The sequence below is a fragment of the Ignavibacteriales bacterium genome (assembly GCA_026390775.1).
Classification (GTDB): domain Bacteria; phylum Bacteroidota; class Ignavibacteria; order Ignavibacteriales; family Melioribacteraceae; genus Fen-1258.
Window position 1 is genome coordinate 1,444,383 of the sequence record JAPLFF010000007.1, and the last position, 19,922, is coordinate 1,464,304.

The window sequence follows — 19,922 nt, forward strand, 5'->3', positions numbered from 1 at the left end:
TAGTAATCTTTTTGAAAAATAAATTTAATTGAATATATAAAGGAGTTCGAAATGTCATCAATTTCATTACCTGAACAAGGAATTGTGTTTTGGCCAATAGGTACTGGTGATAGTACAACTATTTGTATTGATACTTCTACTGTTATACAAATCGACTTACGCCATTTGAAAAAAAGTGATGATAAAGAAGATCCTCATATTCCTATCATTGATGAATTAATTAAGATATTACCTAAAAAAGATAAGAATCCATTCCTTGCATTATTTGTTCTAACCCATCCGGATAAAGACCATTGCCAAGGATTTCAAGAATTATTAAATAAAATAAAAATTGGTGAAATTTGGTTTACCCCACGCATCTTTAGAGAGTATCATATTGATCTATGTGATGATGCAAGTGCATTTAAAAAAGAAGCTGAAAGACGCGTTAAAGAAATGATACGTCTGAATGGTAATGTTAAAGAATGTGATAGAGTCAGAATTATTGGGTATGATGAATTATTAAAAGACGATGAATTCAAAAACTTTCCAAAAGAGTATCTTTCGGTACCCGGTCACGAAATAACTTCAATCAACCAATCCAGTTTTAAAAATCAGTTTCGTGCATTTGTTCATTCTCCATTTAAAGACGATTTAGAAGGTGATAGAAATGAGACTTGTCTTGGTCTCCAAATTACTTTGAAAAATTCAAATAAAGAATTGAGTTCACTTTTATTGGGTGATATTCATTATGAAATACTTACAAGAATTTTTGATAAATCGGAAAAAACAGACCTTCATTGGAACATATTCTTAGCACCACATCATTGCTCAAAAAGTGTTATGTACTGGAAATCTGAAGATGACAAAGAAGAAAAACTTAAAGAGGATATTCTTGAAAAAATCAAAAAGAATGCAGATGAATACGGATACATTATTTCAAGTTCTGAACCAGTTCCATCAAAAAATAAAGATGGTGATAATCCCCCTCATGCACTTGCAAAAGATAGATATGAAGAGATAGTCCCAAAGGATTTTATATGTACAATGGAATATCCAAATGAAAAAACACCTCGTCCAATTATCTTCTCATTAGACGATAAAGGTATAAATATAAATGATGAAGGTAAATCTGGAAAATCTGGAGAAACATTAAGCGCTTCCATCACAGCTGCTAGAGGAATAAATGATCCTCCTTCAACCAGAACTGGTTTTGGTTCATACAATGAATGAAAATCAAAAGCTTGCTCTAGAACAATTAAAAGCTATTGAAATTGAGGATCGTGGTAATTTTAAGATCATAGACTACTATCAACATGGAAGCAATGACGATTATCTTTGTGTTAATATTTCTATCCTCACTAGATTATATAATAAATCGATCGTTGGTTTTAATTTTCGTCCACGTGAACGTTTTAAATTGTTAATTCCAAAAGATTTCCCGTACGAAATCCCTAATATTCTATTTTCTGACTTTCGATATTATGGCAAACCTCATGTACAATGGGGCTCATTTCTTTGCTTGTACCAAGCTCCTGATGTTGAATGGGATCCTGCAGAAGGAATGTTTGGGTATATATCACGTCTCGATCTTTATCTTAAAAGAGCTGCTATTAATCAATTAGATCCGAACGACGCACCACTCCATCCACCTGTTGCCTATACCAGCTCTAATATTTCTTATAAAATAATTCCAAATAAAAATTCCCCTAGCTTTAATGATGATTACTGGTTGGGTGCGGCAAAATTAGAAAGACTTAATGATGATTGTCTTTTCATTTCTGATTGGTATGGAACAGATTTATTAAATAGCAAAAGCCGCTATGCCGCGGTTATTCTTCTTAAAAAAGACATGCCTTTTGAATACCCGTATTTTCTTTTTACTTTAATACATCTCTTAAAGGATCGAGGCATAGATTTAGTTCGTTTTGTTAAACATCTTCAAAAAGTAATGGCATTCAATAAATCTGGTACTCCGCTTTTTATTATTATAGGAACACCTATGCGGGGGGATAGTGATAACCGTAAGCAACACTTACTTTGTTGGTATCTCGAAACTAAAATTGCGGGTAATCTGCGTGGTTTTGACTCGAATAAATTCAGACAAAACCCAAGTAAAGCCGAAAATCATCTAAACCAGTTTATAAAATACGCTGAAAAGTCTAAACTTCTTTGGTGCAGTATTCTTGAGAACAGACCCGAAATAATTATCCCGCGTGACCGAGATGCATATACTTCTTTCTTTACTAATAAAACTATCGAAATATGGGGCTGTGGTGCAGTCGGAAGTCATATAGCAGAAATAATTATTAGAGCCAAACCGAAAAGGCTTTTACTATTTGACAATAATATTGTAAAACCTGGTTTATTATCACGCCAGCTTTTTTATGAAGATGATATAGGATTGAATAAAGCAGAGGCAATGAAAAATAGAATAGGTAAGATTCATTCATTGCTCAATGATGTAAAGGTCGAGTCATTTAATGAGAATATTTTAAAGCGAATGGATAAAAATCATTGGTCAGAGAATAGTGATATTATTATTGATACTACTGCATCAAAAAAAGTTCTGCGCAAATTAGATGGTTTGTTAATAAAAGAGAATATTCAAAAAGAGATAATTTCTTTTGTTGTTGATAGTATCGCAAAAAAAGGAATGGTCGTTTATAGATCTAAGAAGTCATATTGTGGCATTGTTGATTTGATTAGAAAATCAAAACTACATCTTTGTGATAGTGATGATAATAATTGGTTGCCATATTTTTATCCTGATAATGGGAGTATTCCTCAAAAACTATTTCAACCTGAACCTGGATGTTCAGACCCGACTTTTTCTGGTTCAGAAGCAGATATCAGTACTATTTCTGGCCTAATGATGAATTCCATCTCAAGACATTTAGTTGTAACAAATTCTGCGAGTAAATGTATTTTCCTTTCTCAGAACATTTATAATTATGACGAAGAAAAGTATCACGAGATAACATTTGATAATTATTCAGATGATTTATTACTTAAAGATCCGGTGAACAATTACAAAGTTATACTCAATAAGCAAGCCATAGAAAACATAAATAAGATAATTAAAAAAGAAAATTCTAGCAGAAATACGCACTTTGAAACTGGCGGATTAATTTTCGGAGAATGGGATGATTTGAATAAGGTGGTTTATATTGATGATATTTCCGAACCCCCAAAAGATAGTATCGCCGCAGCAAATGATTTTGTATGTGGTATTTTAGGAACCAAAGAATTAAATGATGAAAGAAAAAAGAAATATAGTGGTTCCTCTTATTTTGTCGGTTTATGGCATTCCCATCCGTTTGGCTCACCAAATTACAGCGGGAAAGATAAGCATAGTATGGAGTTAGTCGTTACTGAGCTATGCCCACCAAAATCTTTATTGTTGATAATTGCTTATACTAAAAAAGAACAAAACATTATGGGATTCGTTTTTGATAAAACTCAATTCGCAAAATAAATTTGTGTAAAACATGGAACTATTATTTAGAAGGACTTTATAAACTTTTAACCCAATATTTAGGGCTTATTCGGTTATAGGCATTGGGCAATAAAGCTTTACCTGTATTTCCGTTAACGCTTCAGAATGTCTGCTTAATAAATCTATTTCTTTCTCGGTAAGTGCTTTCAAACTAGTACTTATCTTTTTTACGAAATTAATTTCTTCATTTGAAAGTCCGTTCTGTATTATTTTTTCATATCCGATCGATTTTTTTAAATGCTCAGTCATCAACTTCTTATTTTTCTTCATCTCATCAGTAATATTATGATATTCTAGTAAATGTGGTCGAATCTTATCTTTGCTTGCAGCAGTGTAGAAACCCGCAAGACAATTTTCATAATTCCAATCAAGCGAATAATATCCGATCTCCCATAGTTTATCTTCTTTTTCTTCATAAATGCTTTGAAGAAATTGTACGCTCTTTATCCTTTTCATCATCACACTCATTATCCTTCCCAAAACCGGCAACGGATTTATACCGTAAAACTTTTTAACAAAAGGTGCGGATGCATCGCTTACTATTACTATATCGGTTTTATACTTTGGATCGTTACCCGCTACCCTGTAAATCCCTTGATTATCATATACGCCACCGTCAACTAATTTTGGTCTTATTAATTTCCCATTACTTTTAAATCTAAGAACTGTTGGAGAAAAAGCATAAGGAACCGCTGTTGAACATGCAACAGCAACAGCAATTGAAAAATCCTTGGTATCAAAATTTGGATCTATGTTATATGGTGGATATTTATAGGAAGAATCAAACGAGTATTCTTTTGTAAACGAAAATAGTGTACCTGTATCAAGATTCGTAGAATTAATAATTAACTGTGGTTTTTCCGGCAAATCTTTTAATTCTTTTTCTTTATAAATCAATGAATCATATTGTTTCCGAATTAAATAAGTTGTCGGAAATATTTTGTAGAAAAAACATCCGATAAATATTAATAGAAGAAGCAGATAAACCACTGTCCAACTACAGCTATTGGTTAAATAATAGAATACAAATACTGTTGCTGTTAGAATAAGTGCGCGAATAACAAAACCTGATGATAAACAAGCACGAAGAATTAAATTCTTTTTCAGTATCTCTTGAAAGTTTTTCCAAAAGAAATCGAAATTATCTTTATTGAAAACATAGTAAGCACCAACTATAGAACCTCCGGAAATTGTAGAAATCACATCGATATTTTTAAGAATTCCAAGCTCATTCAATTTCTTCAATGTACCCAAATGAAATGCTGCTGCTCTAAAACCGCCTCCGGATAATGCCAATCCAATTTTCTTATTTTTATGCATACATTCACCTTCATTACAAAATAACAATACATCTCAGATCAAAAATGCATATAAAATTTCAAATATTCCTTCATGCACAAAAATTACTTTCTGATTTTTTCCACAATCTTTTCACCTGTTCGACCGACAACATAACCACCTAAACCAATTTGCAAAAGCAACCACGCTTCATTACTCAATCTAAATGCAAGCAAACCAAAACTATCACACACAACAAGAACCAAAAATGTAAGCATTGTAATTGGTCTCCAATTTCTTTGAAGCCAGCTTTGTCCTTTCGCTTCCGCTTCAACAATTCTGCTTTGTGAATCAATAAGCTTTGCTTCATACTCCAATGCCTTACCCAAAAACTCATTCTCAATTTTCGTCAATTCATTTTGCAACTTTCCACGCTCTTCATCAGTGGTTGTAAGGTTATCAATCAAATCAGTAATCGGTTTTACAATTCCACTTAAAAAATCTAACACTCCCATTTTAACCTCCTTCTTTTTCTGAATGCTGATGACTGATTGCTGAAAGCTTAATATTGTAAATCTCTCGAATAATATTTTTCTCAACGTCACTCAATTTATTATGAAGCTCTTCAAACCGAGATAAATAATTTTTCTCAATCGAAAATGATTTCTTTTTCGTTTCATCAACATCTTTTTCAATCCTTTTAATCCTTGACCAAAACAAGAAGTTCACCAAGCTTAAAAGTCCTCCAATAATCCAGATATTAATGTTCTCACTCATTAAATACTTCTCACGTCTAGCGTTTCACCTTTCACGTTCTCATAAACCGTTTTCCCATAAAACTTTTTCGAAATCATCACATCTTTTCGATTCAATTCACCATTCCAAGAAACATGAATCCACTTCCCGAATTCATAAATCAATTGATCAAAAGAAAGTCGTTGCAGAACAATATTGAACACATCAACCAAATTCATAGAAGGAACAACAAAGTCCGTAGCTTTTCCTTCAAGGTGTTGAGAATTAAATCTTCCACCTACTGCAGCATTTACATCGAATGAACGAAAACCGGAATTAATAAAAATCGGAACATTGATAATTTCTCTCAATGGTTGAAGTATATTCACGCATAAGTAACTCAGATTCTTAATCTGAGTATCATTCGGATCATTTCTATAACCATGTCTTTCCGCAACTTGAGAAATTGTAAACTCATCAAGACTAAAACTTGCACTGAGCATAGTCGAAGTGTTATCAGAGAGCTTCATATTATGATTCCTTTTCTTCCCACGTCTAACTTTTCACTTCTCACGGAAAGAACCACTGTATTTCACTTTACATCAAATAAGAGATTTTATTGATCGTCAAACTTTTATGTGGAGGTCTCAGCTCATCTGGGTAGGGGACAGCCAGTTTTACATAAGTAACTTTATGTTCAAGTTGAATCAGTCCCAACTCGCCCGCCTTTGGCGGGCTTTCACTTTGTAGTTCTATCTATCTTACATAAAGTTGTCTTATATAAACTCGGCACAAAAAAATACTAATCACCTCATCATACATTTACGAACTGTCATTCGGTCATTTCATTTTTCTTTCTAACCTAATATAAATTCCAGTCGTGGGCGGCTCGTGCTCTCGACACGCCCACTCCTTAATCGTATCATAAAATTATCAGTTATGCAATTTTTTCAAACTCGCTTAGTATTTGATCATTCCTGATAACAAAAGAAAACAAATCACAAACATCGAGCGTTGAAAAACTATCGTATAAGAAATAGTTTTAATCCAAAGATCTGTTGTTTTACTATGCACAAAAACTTATTAGATATCACTCGAATTAGATCTGATTCTAAATTCCGGTTATACAAAGAACATGGTCTGATCAACGAATTGGTGCTTCGGAATCTGCAAATCAAATCAGAATACCTGGAGTTAAGAATGACTCACAACCAGATCGAATCAATTTTCCATCTCTCAGAAAAATATAATTTATGTTACGATTCCGTAAACACAATCCTATTCCGTAAACGACAAATCAAGCCGGTTTCTTTTCCCTCATCAATCAAGCCCCTAACAAGCCAGTAACCAGCCACATCCAAGCCTGCACTGAGCTTGTCGAAGTGCCACATTAATTTTCTTTTACTTTCCCTTTATTACAGTGAACACCACAACCAAAGATGCTAAGATTACCTCCGAGAAAAATTCTCAATTCTCAATTTGCAATTATCAATTAATCATGGAGGTATTATGGCAATCGTAAATGGAAATGTCCTCGGTAACTTATCCGGAAAGCTTGGCAACCTTTCCGCGAGAACAGTTGATGGTCGAACAATTCTAGCAGCTCGTCCATCCAGTTTCAACGCTAGTCAAGAACCGGCAGTTTTGGAAGTTCGACAGAAATTCTCTGTCACTGCAAAGTTTGCAAGTGCAATTCTGGCTCTCGCTTCACTAGTTTCAATTTGGAAGAAAGTAAGAAATGTAGCCAGCTCAGTTTTCAATGAAGTCTTTCAGAGTAACTTTGCTTACTCTTCCACAGAGAAGCCGACAGAGCAAAACATTATTGTCCCGGAAGGGTTTCCTTTGCAGATCACAACTGCTGCAGTAGAAGCTGATAAAATTACAGCTTCACTTCCGGCGCTCAATACTGCATCTGTCTTCGGCGCTGATGAAGTTAATCTTTCTGCAAATGCTTTAGTCTGTTATTATGACCCAACGAATGAGAATGATGATCCATTCAAGATCATCCCGCTATCAAAAGAAGTCGCTAATTTCAACTTCGCTCAGACTTACGATCTAGAAATGGATTTCAACGTTTTACAAAAAGCTACTGCGGCGAAGTATCAACACAGTATTCTCTATGTGTGTGTAGTAACGAAAACCGCTGAGGGTAAAGTAATCCAGAACTCCGGGACATTCACAAAACTTAGCTAATCCTTAATTTTGGGCGGCTCACGTCGCCCATATCTATTCATTCAATATATCATTTACTTTTTATAAATTTTATAGAAGTAACCGGATGAATTTCCCAGCATGTATATGACTTCATTCCTTTTTTACCCCTTGGATTTCCTTTTAAATGAGATGCATCAAAAAATAATTGACCGGTTATTTCCACATACATTTTATGTTCCATTATATTACCTGCACCTGGTTCTTTTCCTTTTAAGAATTCCTCTTTAATAAAATCTCTCACAACTTTACATTTTTCACGCAACTTACTATCTGAAACAAATCGCGCATCCGGATTTGGAACTTCTACTATTAGACAACTATCCTTCCATTCTGCTGTATTCCTAATCTGTACATGATAATCGCCATCCCTATGATATTTGGAATCATTTTCTAATGCTACCAAGTGCAAATATCCTCTCGTAGTTACAATATCTCCTTCTTTCAAACCTTTCTGAACCGGGTTAGGAATTCTCTTAGCTCCATATTCTTTAGCTGAATAAGATTCAATTGGATTGTTGAGTGCTAATAATTCAGTTAATGGAATTGTCATCTTAGTAGACTTTTTCGGAAGACTTGTTTTAATACTCCATCTCTCAACACCGGGATTTAATTCTGTGGTTTGCCCATTGCTGACGCTCAACGAAAAGAGGTAAATAAGTAAGATGAATGAGTAATTCATTCTTCTCATATAAACTCCATTGTTAAATTAGGGTTGCAATTAACATAACTGAATTATCAATTAAAATAAATCAATAACATCATCATGAATCTTTTCCCGATGAAAAGAGAGACCTATTTTCAGTTCGGTCAATAATTTTTCATCAAAGACATTCAAAAATAAAAGCACTCATGCATACGAATTTCGAGTATTTCGATTTAATATTTCTATTGCTTTTTTACCAACAGCTTTTTAGATTTCATGTGGTACTTGTGTCTAATGTTCCCCCCACGTTAGATGCAAAAAAGCCGCCAATAGGCGGCTTTACTTTTTAAAATAATATTCCATTTCGCAAAATAATATTGTCTTTCGTTTCCTCTCTCCAAAAATATTTTGCTCACAAACCCTTTAACGCCATTTGTCTATACTCACTCACTGCGCTCATACTTCGCTGATGTTCGTTCGCATAGTCCAAAAGGCTAAAATCTACTTTCAATTAAACTTTCAGTTCGGTCAATAATTTTTCATCAAGAGCATTCAAAAATATTTCCCTCATAAAACCTTAACGCAAATTATTCGTTTGTCTCTTGCTCACACTTTTTGAATCAAAAAGCTGTGCCAATTTCCAAACTCATAAATTGCTAAAAACAACAACGATTCCTTTTCTTTCAGAACCTCAAAGCTTTGTTTCTCCAAATTGTTTGATTCACTCCGTTCATTCTAAGGCATCATAATTTTGCCCGCTGGTAAACAAGCTTAGTGTTATTCGAATCTTAGTAACCAATCGAGGCAAGGGTATATGAAACTTACCCTCTAATTAATATCAATAAATTTTAATCAATCGGGTTTCGCCCTTGCCTTGAATTATCATCTTTTCTTACACCATCATGGTAACAAATCATTTTTTCGCAAGAGCGTGACTAAGCGGGCAAAATTTGTTTTTTAACGTCGTAAAAGGTTAAGTCGTGGCATCGGTAATAGTTCACTACTCAAAAAGGCACAAAGGTTTTCTTGTTCGGTTAATTCAATTAAAAGAAAAATTCTTTGTAAATGTATTTACTCCATCAGGCTCACTTCATTCACAATCATTCAAAACATATTCATCTGCAAATACTTTCTTAAATGCTTTTATCAAATCACTTAAAAAATCTTAAAGGAGTTTAGAAATGTTATCAGAAGAACAAAAACAGCAATTGAGACAAAAGAAAAAAGAAAAGATAACCAAATTCGGAAGTTGCATAACTTCCGGTTCTTTCTCTTATTTGACTATTTAACTATATTTAAAAGGTAAAAAGTTCGAAGCCGGTAAAAGAAATTTATTGTTCTAAAATATCAGAAAGGATTATTGGTACGGCAAACCAGAACTTTCCTGGAGATATTTTATAAAATATTGTTCGGAAAGAAGAAGAAAACTGGAAAGTCCCTACCCAGTCCCTACTTTAGGGCTAAAGATAATCGGGATTTTTGGAAAGCCGGAAAAGAAAAAAGTCCGATTCTGATTTAGAATCGAGCTTATTAAGAGCTGGCTATGGGACTCGAACCCGCGACCTGCTGATTACAAATCAGCTGCTCTACCAACTGAGCTAAGCCAGCGTTTTTTCGTGGGCAAATCTAACATAAAATTCACATTCAGCGCAATTATTCCAACCGATTTATTCTCACTTCTTAATCGGCATATTCCAAAAAACTCTATATTTGAAATGGAAATAAAAGAAATTCATGTTGACGAAAAATCAAATTAAATATTATTCATCACTTCTGAACAAAAAATTTAGACATCAAGAGAAGAAATTTCTTGTTGAAGGAATTAAACTGATCTCAGAAGCATTGGACTCCGGTTACTCGTGCGAAATTATTTTAGCTCTCAAAGAATCTGCCGCAGAAAATCAAAATCTCATAAAACAATTAAACAGAAAAAAGATCAACACAGAAATTGTAAAATCTACCGACTTTGAAAAATTATGCGACACAAAGAATCCTCAAGGTACTATAGGAGTATTTCATTTTAGACAGCAATTCTCCTCAGACTTTGAACACGAAAAACTAATTGTTGCATTGGAAAACATTTCAGATCCGGGTAATGTTGGAACGATCATTCGCAACTGTGATTGGTTTGGTGTAAAAAATATTTTGTTAAATCTAGATTGTGCTGAAGTATATAACCCGAAAGTAATTCGTGCATCGGCAGGTTCGGTATTTCATCTGAATATTTTTGAAGAGAAAGATTTTTATAATGCGCTGAAGGAACAAAAGAAAAATGGATTTGTCGTCCTATGTGCTGATTTGACTGGAGAAAATCTTTATGATTATGCGTTTAACAAAAAGACAATTCTTGTGTTGGCTAATGAAGCAAACGGACCGACAAATAATCTTTTAGAAATTTGCGATTCTAAAATTACAATCCCCAGAATAGGAAAAGCAGAATCGCTTAATGTTGCCAGCGCTTCTGCCGTTATACTTTCCGCGTTAAGTAAGTTTTGAATTTTATTTCACTACTTGAGAAAGATCATCTTTTTCGTTTCAACAAAATCTCCTGCTGAAATTCTATAAAAATAAACTCCTGAAGATAATTGAGAATTGAGAATTGAGAATTGCGAGGTATAATTTCCCGGCTGCTTAAATTCATTTACTAATGTTGCAACTTCTCTTCCAAGTAAATCATAAACTTTTAATGAAACATGTCCGGCAATAGAAATTTGGTAGCTGATGATAGTTGACGGATTAAACGGATTGGGATAATTTTGCGCAAGACTAAATTCTTTTGGAATTGTTTGCCCATTTGTATTCTGAACATCGGTGATTACATCTAACTTCGGCACTTTCTTGGACGTGTAAAGACGATATTCTCCAGGTTGAAAATTTATTGGTGCATTAACATCAGTTACACTTAAGCTGTCTCCGGTAAAGAACTCGTACCACATTCCGGTGCCTTGAAATGCAGGTGTGATGTTCACGGGAATCACATCGAAGTTGCCGATAATTGTTACATTCATTGAAGAAGGACCCATTGTAAGATCATTTATGTGGATGCTCTTTGCAGATTGTGAAGCCGAAATAGAAAATGATGTGCTGGAAAATACCGGATACGCTTTCTTTAATCGGATCAATCCGGCAAAGACATTGAACAAACTTTTTCTATCAGTGTTAGAAAAATAATTCCATGCAAATGGTTTTTCTCCCAATCTACCATTTGTATTAATTGAAACATCGTATCCTAACTCACCGCCCATCCAGATCATTTTTGGACCGGGAACTGTAATAAAAAAAGTTGCAGCTAATTTTATTCTGTTGAGGGCTGTGACGAGATCTTTTACATTATAACTGCCGGAAGAATTTCCATAAAAAAGATTCTTGAACATCAATCTTTCTTCATCGTGGCTTTCCATATATCCGTCAACGCCGGGCAAATTCCATCCTCTGTTTGAATAGGAAATCCAGGAAAAATCCCACGATGGATTTGTTGCATAACCCATTGTTGCTTGATTGTAAGCAGAATTAAAATTTCCCCACAGCATCGCACCAAAATTTGCAAGTTCTTTTTCTTCATCATTATCTGCAAAATGTTCTAGTATCACATAAGCGTTTGGAGAAACATTCCAAATTTTGCTGGCAATTCTTTCTAAGATTGCAATTCTTGAAGGATCCCTGGTTGATCCGCAACTGTTATTAGTGTTGCTCGATGGTGTGTTTGTAAAACCTTTTGTAAAATCAAAACGAAAACCATCCATTTTGTACTCGGTCAGCCAGAATGATGTAACGCGGTCAACAAAATATTTTGTAGCAGAACTTTCGTGGTTGAAATCATTTCCCCAAAAATAACATTGGTGCGGTGCGACAGTATTGAACCATGGATTATTTGCCGAAGGTCTGCTGTTTGCCGAATCCCAATACATCTGTGCCATAGAATTTGAATTGTACGCATGATTGAGCACGATATCCATTATCACTGCAATACCGTTTTGATGACATGCATCTATAAATGTTTTTAGATCGGTTTTCGTTCCGTAATATTTATCCGGTGCAAAATATGTCATCGGATTATAACCCCAGCTATTATTTCCTTCAAACTCAGATATCGGCATTAACTCAATTGCATTCACACCAAGTTTTCTGAAATAGCTCAGTGTATCAATTAATGTTTTATAAGAATGTGTGCTTACAAAATCGCGTATCAGCAATTCATAAATAACTAACTTTTCTTTTGAAGGACGATTGAAGGATGGAACTTGCCAGCTGTAACTTGGTTGCCCTGTTTGAAGAATGCCAACGACATTATCAGTTTTATTTAATGGATATGATTTTAAATTCGGATAAACACCTGATGCAATAACTCCACTGTCATTTGAAGGATCAAGAATTTTATCTGTGTAAGGATCATAGATGCGCAAACTGCCGTCAATTAAAAATTGGTAAGCATATTCCTGTCCTGATGTTAGATTCGAAATAGTAGTCCACCAAATCACGCTATCAGGTTTAGCGGAATTAGGTATAAATTTATTCATAAAATAAGTTGTGTCAACTTTCCAATCGCTGTTTCCGAATTCACCTATCACATAAACGAAACTTTTCTGTGGTGCATAAAGTGCAAGTGTAACTTTAGTTGGATCACTTCCATAATTTATTCCCTGAATTGTTCCTTGAGGAGGTGCAAGATTTTTTATTGTCGGATTTCTCATTATCACAAACTTTGATGAGTCTTTCACGTTGGCAGTATCAGAAGCAATAATTTTTATTTCGTTCTTAGATGTCAGATTTTCATTTGCAACGAATGAATAGTTTAAGGAATTGGATAAGCTTTGTGCCTTCTGAATATTGTTAATAAATAATGTTATTGATTTTGTTTTCGTTCCGAGTTCTGAAGTTGAAACCGAGATCGAAACAGTTCCGCCTGGCAAAACAAAAACCGGTGAGCGAGATGGATCACCGAAACTTGTGTTTACTATTGGAGAATTGAGCACAACAGAAATTCCGGGCGAATAAAGAGGAACAAATATATCTTCGGTTTGTTTGGTACCGTCTGAACTTCTTAGAACGAAGCAGAGCTCAGTAATTTTAATATTAGAGTTATTTTGATCAGCTATAGATAAATAATAAGCTCTCGGATTACTAATAACAATTTTATAATGATTATAACTATCATATGTTAGTTGTGGTTGTACACCATTATCTCCCCAATTTCCTTTTACTTTTTGCCAACGTTGGGGAGCGCCATTATTTGTTACAATTGTAACGCCAGTATGTGCATAAACGTTACCGATATAACCGGCAATTCTGGTTGCATTTGTAATATCAAATAAAATTGTAATCTGATCGGTTTGAGTTGGGTAAGTAGGTGTAGTTACAAAGGTCGTTTGTGCGAAAACAGATGCAGAAAAGAATGTTAACAAAGCTATCAGTTTAATTTTCATAATAAGTTCGGTCTTCAATTATATTTTCAAAAATTGATGTGTCAATTTAGGTATGGCAGTGGTGCTAATCAAGAAATTCCCAAACCAATCCGAAACGAATACCGCGAGCTTGCTTGGGATAATAAGGAACAATGAAATATTTCGCATTAAAAAGATTTTCAAACACGAAATAAACTGTTGCCAAGTTCTGAATTTTTCCGGCAAGGAAGAAATCTATTTGGAATGAAGTGGAAATAGGCGAAGATGAAATTAATGAAACATTCTGTGTTGCCGGATCATACAAAAAATTTGTAGAAATATTTTTTTCAAAATCTATTGAAGTAAAATCCCGTTCTCCAATTGAGAAATAATTAAATCCGGATTTCAGATGTAAATTTTTGTTGAAGAGAGTATCTACATAATAAATACCGCCATATAAAGAGAATTGGGGCAAGTTGTAATTATGTCTGTCATCAGAAGAAAAATAGTAGCTCATATTTGTACTGATTAGAATTTTCCAAATACTTAAATCTAGTTTTAGATTTATTCCTTGAAGTCTCAAATCATTTACTGCAGCATAAACAACCTTATCATTTTGTACTGCATCTTCTTTTAACAAAGCTGGAAGCAGAGAATTAACCGTTGATTTATTGAAGTAGCCGATAGATGCATTAACAAATGTATTCTTAAAGTTTGCTGAGAGTTCGAAAGAAGTAATTTTTTGTTTACCGGATTGAATACCTGGCAAGATAAAACGTTCTTCCCATATCGTTCGAGGTTTTTCGAACGAAGAAAATCCTAAATAAAAGTTAAATAATTGATCCGGAGAGAAATGCGCATCGGCTCCAAAACCGAGAAAACTGTTGTCGGAATAATTTAAATATTTTACGAACAGAGAAGGGGTTAATGTTTTATTTATCAAGTTGAAACTTGCTATTGCTGCTGTTGAGAAGAGTGTTTTATTTATTTCTTGCGATAAGAGAGGCGTAATGAATTTAGATCTTTCAAAATTTGTGACTGATGTGAGTTTGATAAAATCAACATTAAAATCTTGGCGTAAACTTGAACCTATTGTTCTACTTTCATTATCATCAAAAATTGCTGAAGCATTATTCTGAAAAATAAAATTACTCTCATTTTGTCTGAACTCGGTAAAATTAGTTTGGTAATAAAACGAAATATCAGTCGGAGAGTGTTCAATAAAATTCCCAAGCATACGCAAACTAAAATTATGTCCCGAAACTTTTTGGTATCGGTTTGTAAACCTCACGGGTGCACTAAATATGTCATAAAGAATTTGATTGAACTGGGAAGGGAAATACGCGCGACTAATCGAATCTGCATCAACTCCGCCGAACAATTGCGTGATAGTTTGGATGTACTTGTAACTAGCAATAATGTTTATATTATTTGAGAGAAAGTAATGGAGCCGAGCATAGCCCATCCAATTGCTGTGATCGGTATTAACAAAAGATGGATTTGTGTTTTGGTTTGTAATTTCAAAAAACGCATTAATTCTCTTAAAAGGATTTAAGCTAAAGATTCCGTCCATCAATCCTTCGCTGTTTGGGGCTTGATAATACTTGATGCGCGAATACGGCTTACGTAATTCCGGTTGTCGGGAAATAAAATTTACCGAGACTGGATTATTCATTCCACCGTACAGAAATCCGCGAGAAAGCGGAAGCACTTCGATCGAATCAGTACTTTCAGATTGGAATAAGTTAAGATCAAATGCATTCGATAATCTATTGTTGATTGATAGACCATCCGAGAGAAAAGAAACATTTCCAAATCCTTGTCCGTTGATCAATACTTCGTTCGATTGCCCAATGGAACCAAGATCTCTTACAAATCCGAAAGGAACGTTTGTAAAGAAATCGGCAGTAGTTCTGTAGTCGGTTGTTTCTAAAGCTTTTTTACTGATGATTGAAGTTTTAAAATTATCATTAAGCAGAGAAGTAATTCTTAAAGGAATGCGGGCAGGAATTCGTTTTACCGCAGAAGTTGAATCTTTAGGAACAGTAGTCTTAATTATTAAAGAGTCTGCGGAAATTTTTTCATTCTTAACTTGGAAATCATCAAGAGCAAAAAGTTGATATGAAAAAAAAAGAAGTATTAATAAAATTTTTTTTCGAGAAAATATTTTCAGTAGGTTGTTCATAAATTCATTCACAAAATAATCTTTATAATTTTTCAAACAAAAGAAGATTTCCAGCAGGATTTTACCCGCACATCTATTGCCTGATATCAACGTCCGGCTCTAAATCAAAATGTTTAGAAATGACAAAAAGTGTTTGTTTTCAATTAAAAAAATACTAAATTTCAAGCGAAATTAATCCACAAATAATAAGAGGCAACAATATGTCAATGACAAAAGGCCAACTGTTAACTTACATGGCAAAAAAATCCGGATTAAGTAAAAAAGCAACCGGAGAATTCATTCAGGAATTAGTTGTTCTCGCTTATCACGAAGCAAAAAAATCTTTTGTTATTCCCGGATTGGGCAAATTAGTTCTTGTTGATAGAAAAGCAAGAATGGGAAGAAACCCAAAAACCGGTGAAGCAATTGCAATACCGGCAAAAAAAGTTGTTAAATTCAGAATTGCTAAACAAGCAAAAGATGCCATTCTTATTTATAAAAAATAATTATTCAAAATAGAAAGCCCATCAAAAGATGGGCTTTCTTTTAACAATCATTTCTTTTTTCTCAATTCATTAATTTTTCCTACAAGATCTTTATATAAGTCTTCTTTAACATTTTGCAAAATGATTTTAAGCAGTTCAGGAAACTTTCCGACATTTGCATATAAGCCGATTGTAATATTTTGTCTTGAATCATGTATGTATACCGGCCGTGTCGGGTAGCCCGAAAATATTCCACCGGTTAATTTGTCTATATCTTCAATCCGAAGCTCAATCTTTCTTTTGCTAAATAGGAAATTTGTACAGATAATCTTTTCATTGTCGGCGGAAATTTCAAACGGAAACTGTCTATAGGTTTTGGTATAGTATTTATTGAGTAAAAACAGCAGAGATAAATTAATTAATGTAAAAAAAATATAATACCAGTAAGAAAATAATCCGATGATTGATATGGCGAGATAGATCAACAGTAGAATTGTAACAGGTATATTTCCATATCTGTAAATCAATTTTGAAAAAAATGAATATTTATAAGTTTTCATTTCTCACTTAAAATTTGCCCTAAACTTACGAAAAGTGATTTTCAAAAGTTTAAGAGTTAATCACCAAGTGATAACTTTTTCTCTCATAGTTTTTTGTTAGATTTCGAACAAATAAAATTATTTCATTTTCAGAAAATCTTAAAGGTGGATAGATGTACGATTTGTTAGTTATCGGTGCAGGTCCAGCAGGAATAAGCATGGCAGCAGAAGCACGCCATGCCGGAGTAGATCCTTCAAAAATTCTTTTAATTGAAAAAACAGAGGAACATTCCTTTTCGATTAAAAAGTATTATCCTGATTCCAAACTTGTTTCAGCAAACTATAAAGGATTCGAAGCAAAGTGTACGGGAGTAATGTGCATTCTTGATATGACAAAGCATGAAACTATTTCTTACTTAGACAAAGCAATATTAGATAATCAGCTTATAGTTCATTACAGCGAGACTGTTTGGAAACTCCATCAGAATGATGACAAATCATTTATTGTCTACACCGACAAATGTGAATACCGTTGTAAAATTGTTACTATCGCAATCGGAATACTTGGCAAACCAAACAAACCGGAATATAAAATTCCACTTGTTCTAAAAGAGAAAGCATTATTTAATGTTACCTCTGTTAAGATTGCCAACTCAAAAGTTTTGATTATTGGCGGCGGCGATTCTGCATCCGAATATTGCCAATATTTAGTTCAGAACGGGAATGAAGTTTCTCTAAGCTACCGCAAAAATGAATTTACCAGAATGAACGAAATTAACCGCGAAAGTTTGCTTGAACTTGAAAAAGAAGAAAAGGTTAAAATCCTTTTAGGATCAGGGATTGTTGCAGTCGAAGATAGAGACGGAAAACCTTGTGTAAAATTTCAAGAGGAAAAATTAGGTGAACAAATTTTTGATTTTGTTGTTTATGCTTTGGGCGGTACCACACCAAATAATTTTCTAAAGATGATTGGAATTGAATTCGATGGAGCTGAACCGATTCTAAGAGAATATTACGAAACGTCTGTTCAAGGATTGTTCTTGCTTGGTGATTTAACTGCCGGCACAAAAGGCGGTTCTATTATTTGGGCTTTCAATTCGTCCAATACAGCTATGAAAAAGATTTGTACTGATTATCTCAATCTTAATATTAACTAAGATGTTACCGTTATTTGAGATTGTATTGTCCGAAGTTAATCGTTGATGTAAAAATTTATCTTTAACATTTCTTAACTGAATTTAAGTTGACCCATATAGTGTGACTGAATATATTTACCGCCGAATCAATAATTGGAAAGGATAATTTATGAAACAAAAAATATATTCAACACTTTCATTATTACTACTTTTAACAATATCACTAACAGCTTTTTTGTACGGTAGTGAACCCAGGAAAGCAGAAAATTTTAAGCTGAAAGATTACAACGGTAAAGAATATCAGCTTAATGATTTCAAAAACTCTAAAGCTGTAGTTGTAATGTTTATTGCAACCCAATGCCCGGTATCAAATGCTTACAATTCCCGTATGGCACAACTCTATCAAGATTATAAAGGAAAGGGTGTTACATTTTTAGGAATTAATTCCAATAAGCAAGAAAGTGTTGATGAAATAAAAGACCATGCTAAATCCAACAAGCTTGATTTTATTATTCTGAAAGATCTCAATAATGTTGTCGCCGATAAATTTAATGCTTCGTTCACCCCTGAGATTTATGTATTAAATAGCAACTCGGAAATATTATATCATGGAAGAATAGATGACGGCCGCCGCGAATCAGATGTGAAGACCAAAGATTTACGTGCAGCATTAGACGAAATTCTATCCGGGAAGAAAGTCTCTGTGTCGGAAACAAAAGCATTTGGCTGTTCAATTAAGAGAGTGAACTAATTCATGATAAGGTTTATATCACTCTTAATGATCATTTTACTTTTTAATTCTGCTAACGTATATCCGCAGCGGTCTGAAAAGATAACAGTTGAAACAATTGACAAAACAAAACTCACAAAACTCATAAAAGATAGAAAAGGGAAAATTCTTTTTCTAAACCTTTGGGCTACGTGGTGCGTTCCGTGCAGAGAGGAATTTCCTTCTATAGTTAAACTAGCAGATGAAATGAAAGATGTTGAATTTGTTGGTATAAGTATTGACTTTCCCGATGAAGTTGATTCCAAGATTATTCCATTTTTAAAATCGAACAAAGTCAACTTTACTAATTATGTTAACGGGTTTTCCGGTGACGAAGAATTAATTAATGCTCTTGATAAAAAATGGAACGGAGCTTTACCCGCAACTTTTATTTTTGATACAAAAGGGAATAAGAAAGTTTTTCTTTCCGGCAGTAAATCTTATGAAGAGTTTAAAAAAGTAATTGGAACAATTAAAAAATAGGAACATTCTTAAAGCCTTTTCCGTAAGGAAAGGCTTTAGGGACTTGCCATTTTTTCAATCTCTTCGAATTTCTCTTTAGTTACAGGCATTACAGATAAGCGGTTGCGCTTTTGCAAGATCATCTATTGAGAAAATTTCCGGTTCGGATTTTATAAGCCAGTATTTAGCAGTCATAATTTCTCTTTTAGTTACTTTCAACAATTTTTTTAAGTTGATCCAGCACCTTTCCCCAATTTGCTTCGGAATGTTCCTTTGCCTCTTTATTAGGAACATTTTCCTGGGTTAAGGTAAGAATTGTTTTTTCATTTTGTTTCATAAGATCGAATGTGATTTGCTGATAATTTTCCGGTACATCTTCCAATTTGGAAAACGAACTCCAGTAATCATACTTCAATTTTTGTTCAGGAATAAATTCCAGGATTGTACCTTTATCCTTATATACTGCGCCTTCCCATACACCTTGAAAAACAATAGGGTATCCAACTTTCCAGTCGGAGATTGTTTCTGTTCCAAATAAGTAGAGTTTTATTTTTTCCGGATTAACTAAAGCATCCCACACTTTTGCTTTATCTGCATTTATCTTTATGGATTTTCTTACCATTAATTCATTTGCCATG

The 19,922-nt window shown here is 33.9% G+C and carries 18 protein-coding genes and 1 tRNA gene; 9 read left to right on the forward strand and 10 right to left on the reverse strand.

The features are described 5' to 3' along the window. The first annotated feature begins 51 nt into the window (after positions 1-51). Positions 52-1,212 carry a hypothetical protein gene (locus NTZ27_11540; protein ID MCX6175376.1) on the forward strand — a complete coding sequence of 387 codons (1,161 nt, stop codon included), beginning with the start codon at positions 52-54 and terminating at the stop codon, positions 1,210-1,212. Further along, complete coding sequence (locus tag NTZ27_11545; GenBank protein MCX6175377.1) at positions 1,205-3,457, forward strand: ThiF family adenylyltransferase; 2,253 nt, start codon at positions 1,205-1,207, stop codon at positions 3,455-3,457. The genes NTZ27_11540 and NTZ27_11545 overlap by 8 nt, the downstream gene beginning before the upstream one ends. A gap of 66 nt (positions 3,458-3,523) precedes the next feature. Here NTZ27_11545 and NTZ27_11550 read toward each other — a convergent pair whose 3' ends face one another. From NTZ27_11550 to NTZ27_11565, 4 genes are all read right to left on the reverse strand, one after another. Continuing rightward, on the reverse strand, positions 3,524-4,798 hold the full coding sequence (locus NTZ27_11550; GenBank protein MCX6175378.1) for a patatin-like phospholipase family protein: 1,275 nt from the start codon (positions 4,796-4,798) through the stop codon (positions 3,524-3,526). 83 nt (positions 4,799-4,881) lie between these two features. After that, entirely contained in the window at positions 4,882-5,271 is a 390-nt protein-coding gene (locus tag NTZ27_11555) for a 3TM-type holin (protein MCX6175379.1), read from the reverse strand. Between the two features lies 1 nt (position 5,272). After that, positions 5,273-5,533 (reverse strand): hypothetical protein, encoded by a 261-nt coding sequence (locus tag NTZ27_11560; protein MCX6175380.1) that lies wholly within the window; start codon positions 5,531-5,533, stop codon positions 5,273-5,275. Next, entirely contained in the window at positions 5,533-6,021 is a 489-nt protein-coding gene (locus NTZ27_11565) for a D-Ala-D-Ala carboxypeptidase family metallohydrolase (protein MCX6175381.1), read from the reverse strand. Before NTZ27_11565 ends, NTZ27_11560 begins: the two co-directional genes overlap by 1 nt. 979 nt (positions 6,022-7,000) lie before the next feature. On the opposite strand from NTZ27_11565, the gene NTZ27_11570 reads away from it, so the two are divergent. Continuing rightward, positions 7,001-7,684, forward strand: a complete 684-nt coding sequence (locus NTZ27_11570) for a hypothetical protein (GenBank protein ID MCX6175382.1) — start codon at positions 7,001-7,003, stop codon at positions 7,682-7,684. A gap of 49 nt (positions 7,685-7,733) precedes the next feature. Here the strand turns inward: NTZ27_11570 and NTZ27_11575 are convergent, their stop codons facing one another. After that, entirely contained in the window at positions 7,734-8,393 is a 660-nt protein-coding gene (locus tag NTZ27_11575) for a hypothetical protein (protein ID MCX6175383.1), read from the reverse strand. 935 nt (positions 8,394-9,328) lie between these two features. Between NTZ27_11575 and NTZ27_11580 the strand changes: the two genes are divergently transcribed. Then, the gene (locus NTZ27_11580; GenBank protein MCX6175384.1) at positions 9,329-9,517 is read left to right on the forward strand and encodes a hypothetical protein; all 189 of its coding nucleotides are present in this window, start codon (positions 9,329-9,331) and stop codon (positions 9,515-9,517) included. A 366-nt stretch (positions 9,518-9,883) separates the two neighbouring features. On the opposite strand, the gene NTZ27_11585 is transcribed toward NTZ27_11580, so the two are convergent. Next, positions 9,884-9,956: transfer RNA gene (locus tag NTZ27_11585), tRNA-Thr, on the reverse strand. A 126-nt stretch (positions 9,957-10,082) separates the two neighbouring features. Between NTZ27_11585 and NTZ27_11590 the strand changes: the two genes are divergently transcribed. Further along, a complete protein-coding gene (locus NTZ27_11590; protein MCX6175385.1) occupies positions 10,083-10,844 on the forward strand; it encodes an RNA methyltransferase in 762 nt (253 codons plus the stop codon). An 11-nt stretch (positions 10,845-10,855) separates the two neighbouring features. On the opposite strand, the gene NTZ27_11595 is transcribed toward NTZ27_11590, so the two are convergent. Both NTZ27_11595 and NTZ27_11600 read right to left on the reverse strand, forming a co-directional pair. After that, positions 10,856-13,771 carry an alpha-amylase family glycosyl hydrolase gene (locus NTZ27_11595; protein ID MCX6175386.1) on the reverse strand — a complete coding sequence of 972 codons (2,916 nt, stop codon included), beginning with the start codon at positions 13,769-13,771 and terminating at the stop codon, positions 10,856-10,858. Positions 13,772-13,835: 64 nt separating this feature from the next. Next, the gene (locus NTZ27_11600) at positions 13,836-15,950 is read right to left on the reverse strand and encodes a TonB-dependent receptor plug domain-containing protein (protein MCX6175387.1); all 2,115 of its coding nucleotides are present in this window, start codon (positions 15,948-15,950) and stop codon (positions 13,836-13,838) included. Between the two features lie 164 nt (positions 15,951-16,114). Between NTZ27_11600 and NTZ27_11605 the strand changes: the two genes are divergently transcribed. Further along, the gene (locus NTZ27_11605) at positions 16,115-16,399 is read left to right on the forward strand and encodes an HU family DNA-binding protein (GenBank protein ID MCX6175388.1); all 285 of its coding nucleotides are present in this window, start codon (positions 16,115-16,117) and stop codon (positions 16,397-16,399) included. A gap of 47 nt (positions 16,400-16,446) precedes the next feature. Here the strand turns inward: NTZ27_11605 and NTZ27_11610 are convergent, their stop codons facing one another. Continuing rightward, complete coding sequence (locus tag NTZ27_11610; protein MCX6175389.1) at positions 16,447-16,938, reverse strand: hypothetical protein; 492 nt, start codon at positions 16,936-16,938, stop codon at positions 16,447-16,449. A 152-nt stretch (positions 16,939-17,090) separates the two neighbouring features. Here NTZ27_11610 and NTZ27_11615 point away from each other — a divergent pair, with 152 nt between their 5' ends. The 3 genes from NTZ27_11615 (at position 17,091) to NTZ27_11625 (ending at position 19,305) form a co-directional block, all read left to right on the forward strand. Continuing rightward, positions 17,091-18,074 (forward strand): NAD(P)-binding domain-containing protein, encoded by a 984-nt coding sequence (locus tag NTZ27_11615; protein ID MCX6175390.1) that lies wholly within the window; start codon positions 17,091-17,093, stop codon positions 18,072-18,074. A 148-nt stretch (positions 18,075-18,222) separates the two neighbouring features. Next, the gene (locus NTZ27_11620) at positions 18,223-18,804 is read left to right on the forward strand and encodes a thioredoxin family protein (GenBank protein ID MCX6175391.1); all 582 of its coding nucleotides are present in this window, start codon (positions 18,223-18,225) and stop codon (positions 18,802-18,804) included. A 3-nt stretch (positions 18,805-18,807) separates the two neighbouring features. Beyond that, a complete protein-coding gene (locus NTZ27_11625; GenBank protein MCX6175392.1) occupies positions 18,808-19,305 on the forward strand; it encodes a TlpA disulfide reductase family protein in 498 nt (165 codons plus the stop codon). Positions 19,306-19,489: 184 nt separating this feature from the next. Here the strand turns inward: NTZ27_11625 and NTZ27_11630 are convergent, their stop codons facing one another. Beyond that, on the reverse strand, positions 19,490-19,921 hold the full coding sequence (locus tag NTZ27_11630; protein ID MCX6175393.1) for an SRPBCC family protein: 432 nt from the start codon (positions 19,919-19,921) through the stop codon (positions 19,490-19,492). Position 19,922: the final 1 nt, after the last annotated feature.

Excerpts from the sequence above, each read along its gene's own strand:
- NTZ27_11540 (MCX6175376.1), top strand. The coding sequence starts at position 52 with ATGTCATCAATTTCATTACCTGAACAAGGAATTGTGTTTTGGCCAATA.
- NTZ27_11545 (MCX6175377.1), top strand. The coding sequence starts at position 1,205 with ATGAATGAAAATCAAAAGCTTGCTCTAGAACAATTAAAAGCTATTGAA.
- NTZ27_11550 (MCX6175378.1), bottom strand. The coding sequence starts at position 4,798 with ATGCATAAAAATAAGAAAATTGGATTGGCATTATCCGGAGGCGGTTTT.
- NTZ27_11555 (MCX6175379.1), bottom strand. The coding sequence starts at position 5,271 with ATGGGAGTGTTAGATTTTTTAAGTGGAATTGTAAAACCGATTACTGAT.
- NTZ27_11560 (MCX6175380.1), bottom strand. The coding sequence starts at position 5,533 with ATGAGTGAGAACATTAATATCTGGATTATTGGAGGACTTTTAAGCTTG.
- NTZ27_11565 (MCX6175381.1), bottom strand. The coding sequence starts at position 6,021 with ATGAAGCTCTCTGATAACACTTCGACTATGCTCAGTGCAAGTTTTAGT.
- NTZ27_11570 (MCX6175382.1), top strand. The coding sequence starts at position 7,001 with ATGGCAATCGTAAATGGAAATGTCCTCGGTAACTTATCCGGAAAGCTT.
- NTZ27_11575 (MCX6175383.1), bottom strand. The coding sequence starts at position 8,393 with ATGAGAAGAATGAATTACTCATTCATCTTACTTATTTACCTCTTTTCG.
- NTZ27_11590 (MCX6175385.1), top strand. The coding sequence starts at position 10,083 with ATGTTGACGAAAAATCAAATTAAATATTATTCATCACTTCTGAACAAA.
- NTZ27_11595 (MCX6175386.1), bottom strand. The coding sequence starts at position 13,771 with ATGAAAATTAAACTGATAGCTTTGTTAACATTCTTTTCTGCATCTGTT.
- NTZ27_11605 (MCX6175388.1), top strand. The coding sequence starts at position 16,115 with ATGTCAATGACAAAAGGCCAACTGTTAACTTACATGGCAAAAAAATCC.
- NTZ27_11610 (MCX6175389.1), bottom strand. The coding sequence starts at position 16,938 with ATGAAAACTTATAAATATTCATTTTTTTCAAAATTGATTTACAGATAT.
- NTZ27_11615 (MCX6175390.1), top strand. The coding sequence starts at position 17,091 with ATGTACGATTTGTTAGTTATCGGTGCAGGTCCAGCAGGAATAAGCATG.
- NTZ27_11620 (MCX6175391.1), top strand. The coding sequence starts at position 18,223 with ATGAAACAAAAAATATATTCAACACTTTCATTATTACTACTTTTAACA.
- NTZ27_11625 (MCX6175392.1), top strand. The coding sequence starts at position 18,808 with ATGATAAGGTTTATATCACTCTTAATGATCATTTTACTTTTTAATTCT.
- NTZ27_11630 (MCX6175393.1), bottom strand. The coding sequence starts at position 19,921 with ATGGCAAATGAATTAATGGTAAGAAAATCCATAAAGATAAATGCAGAT.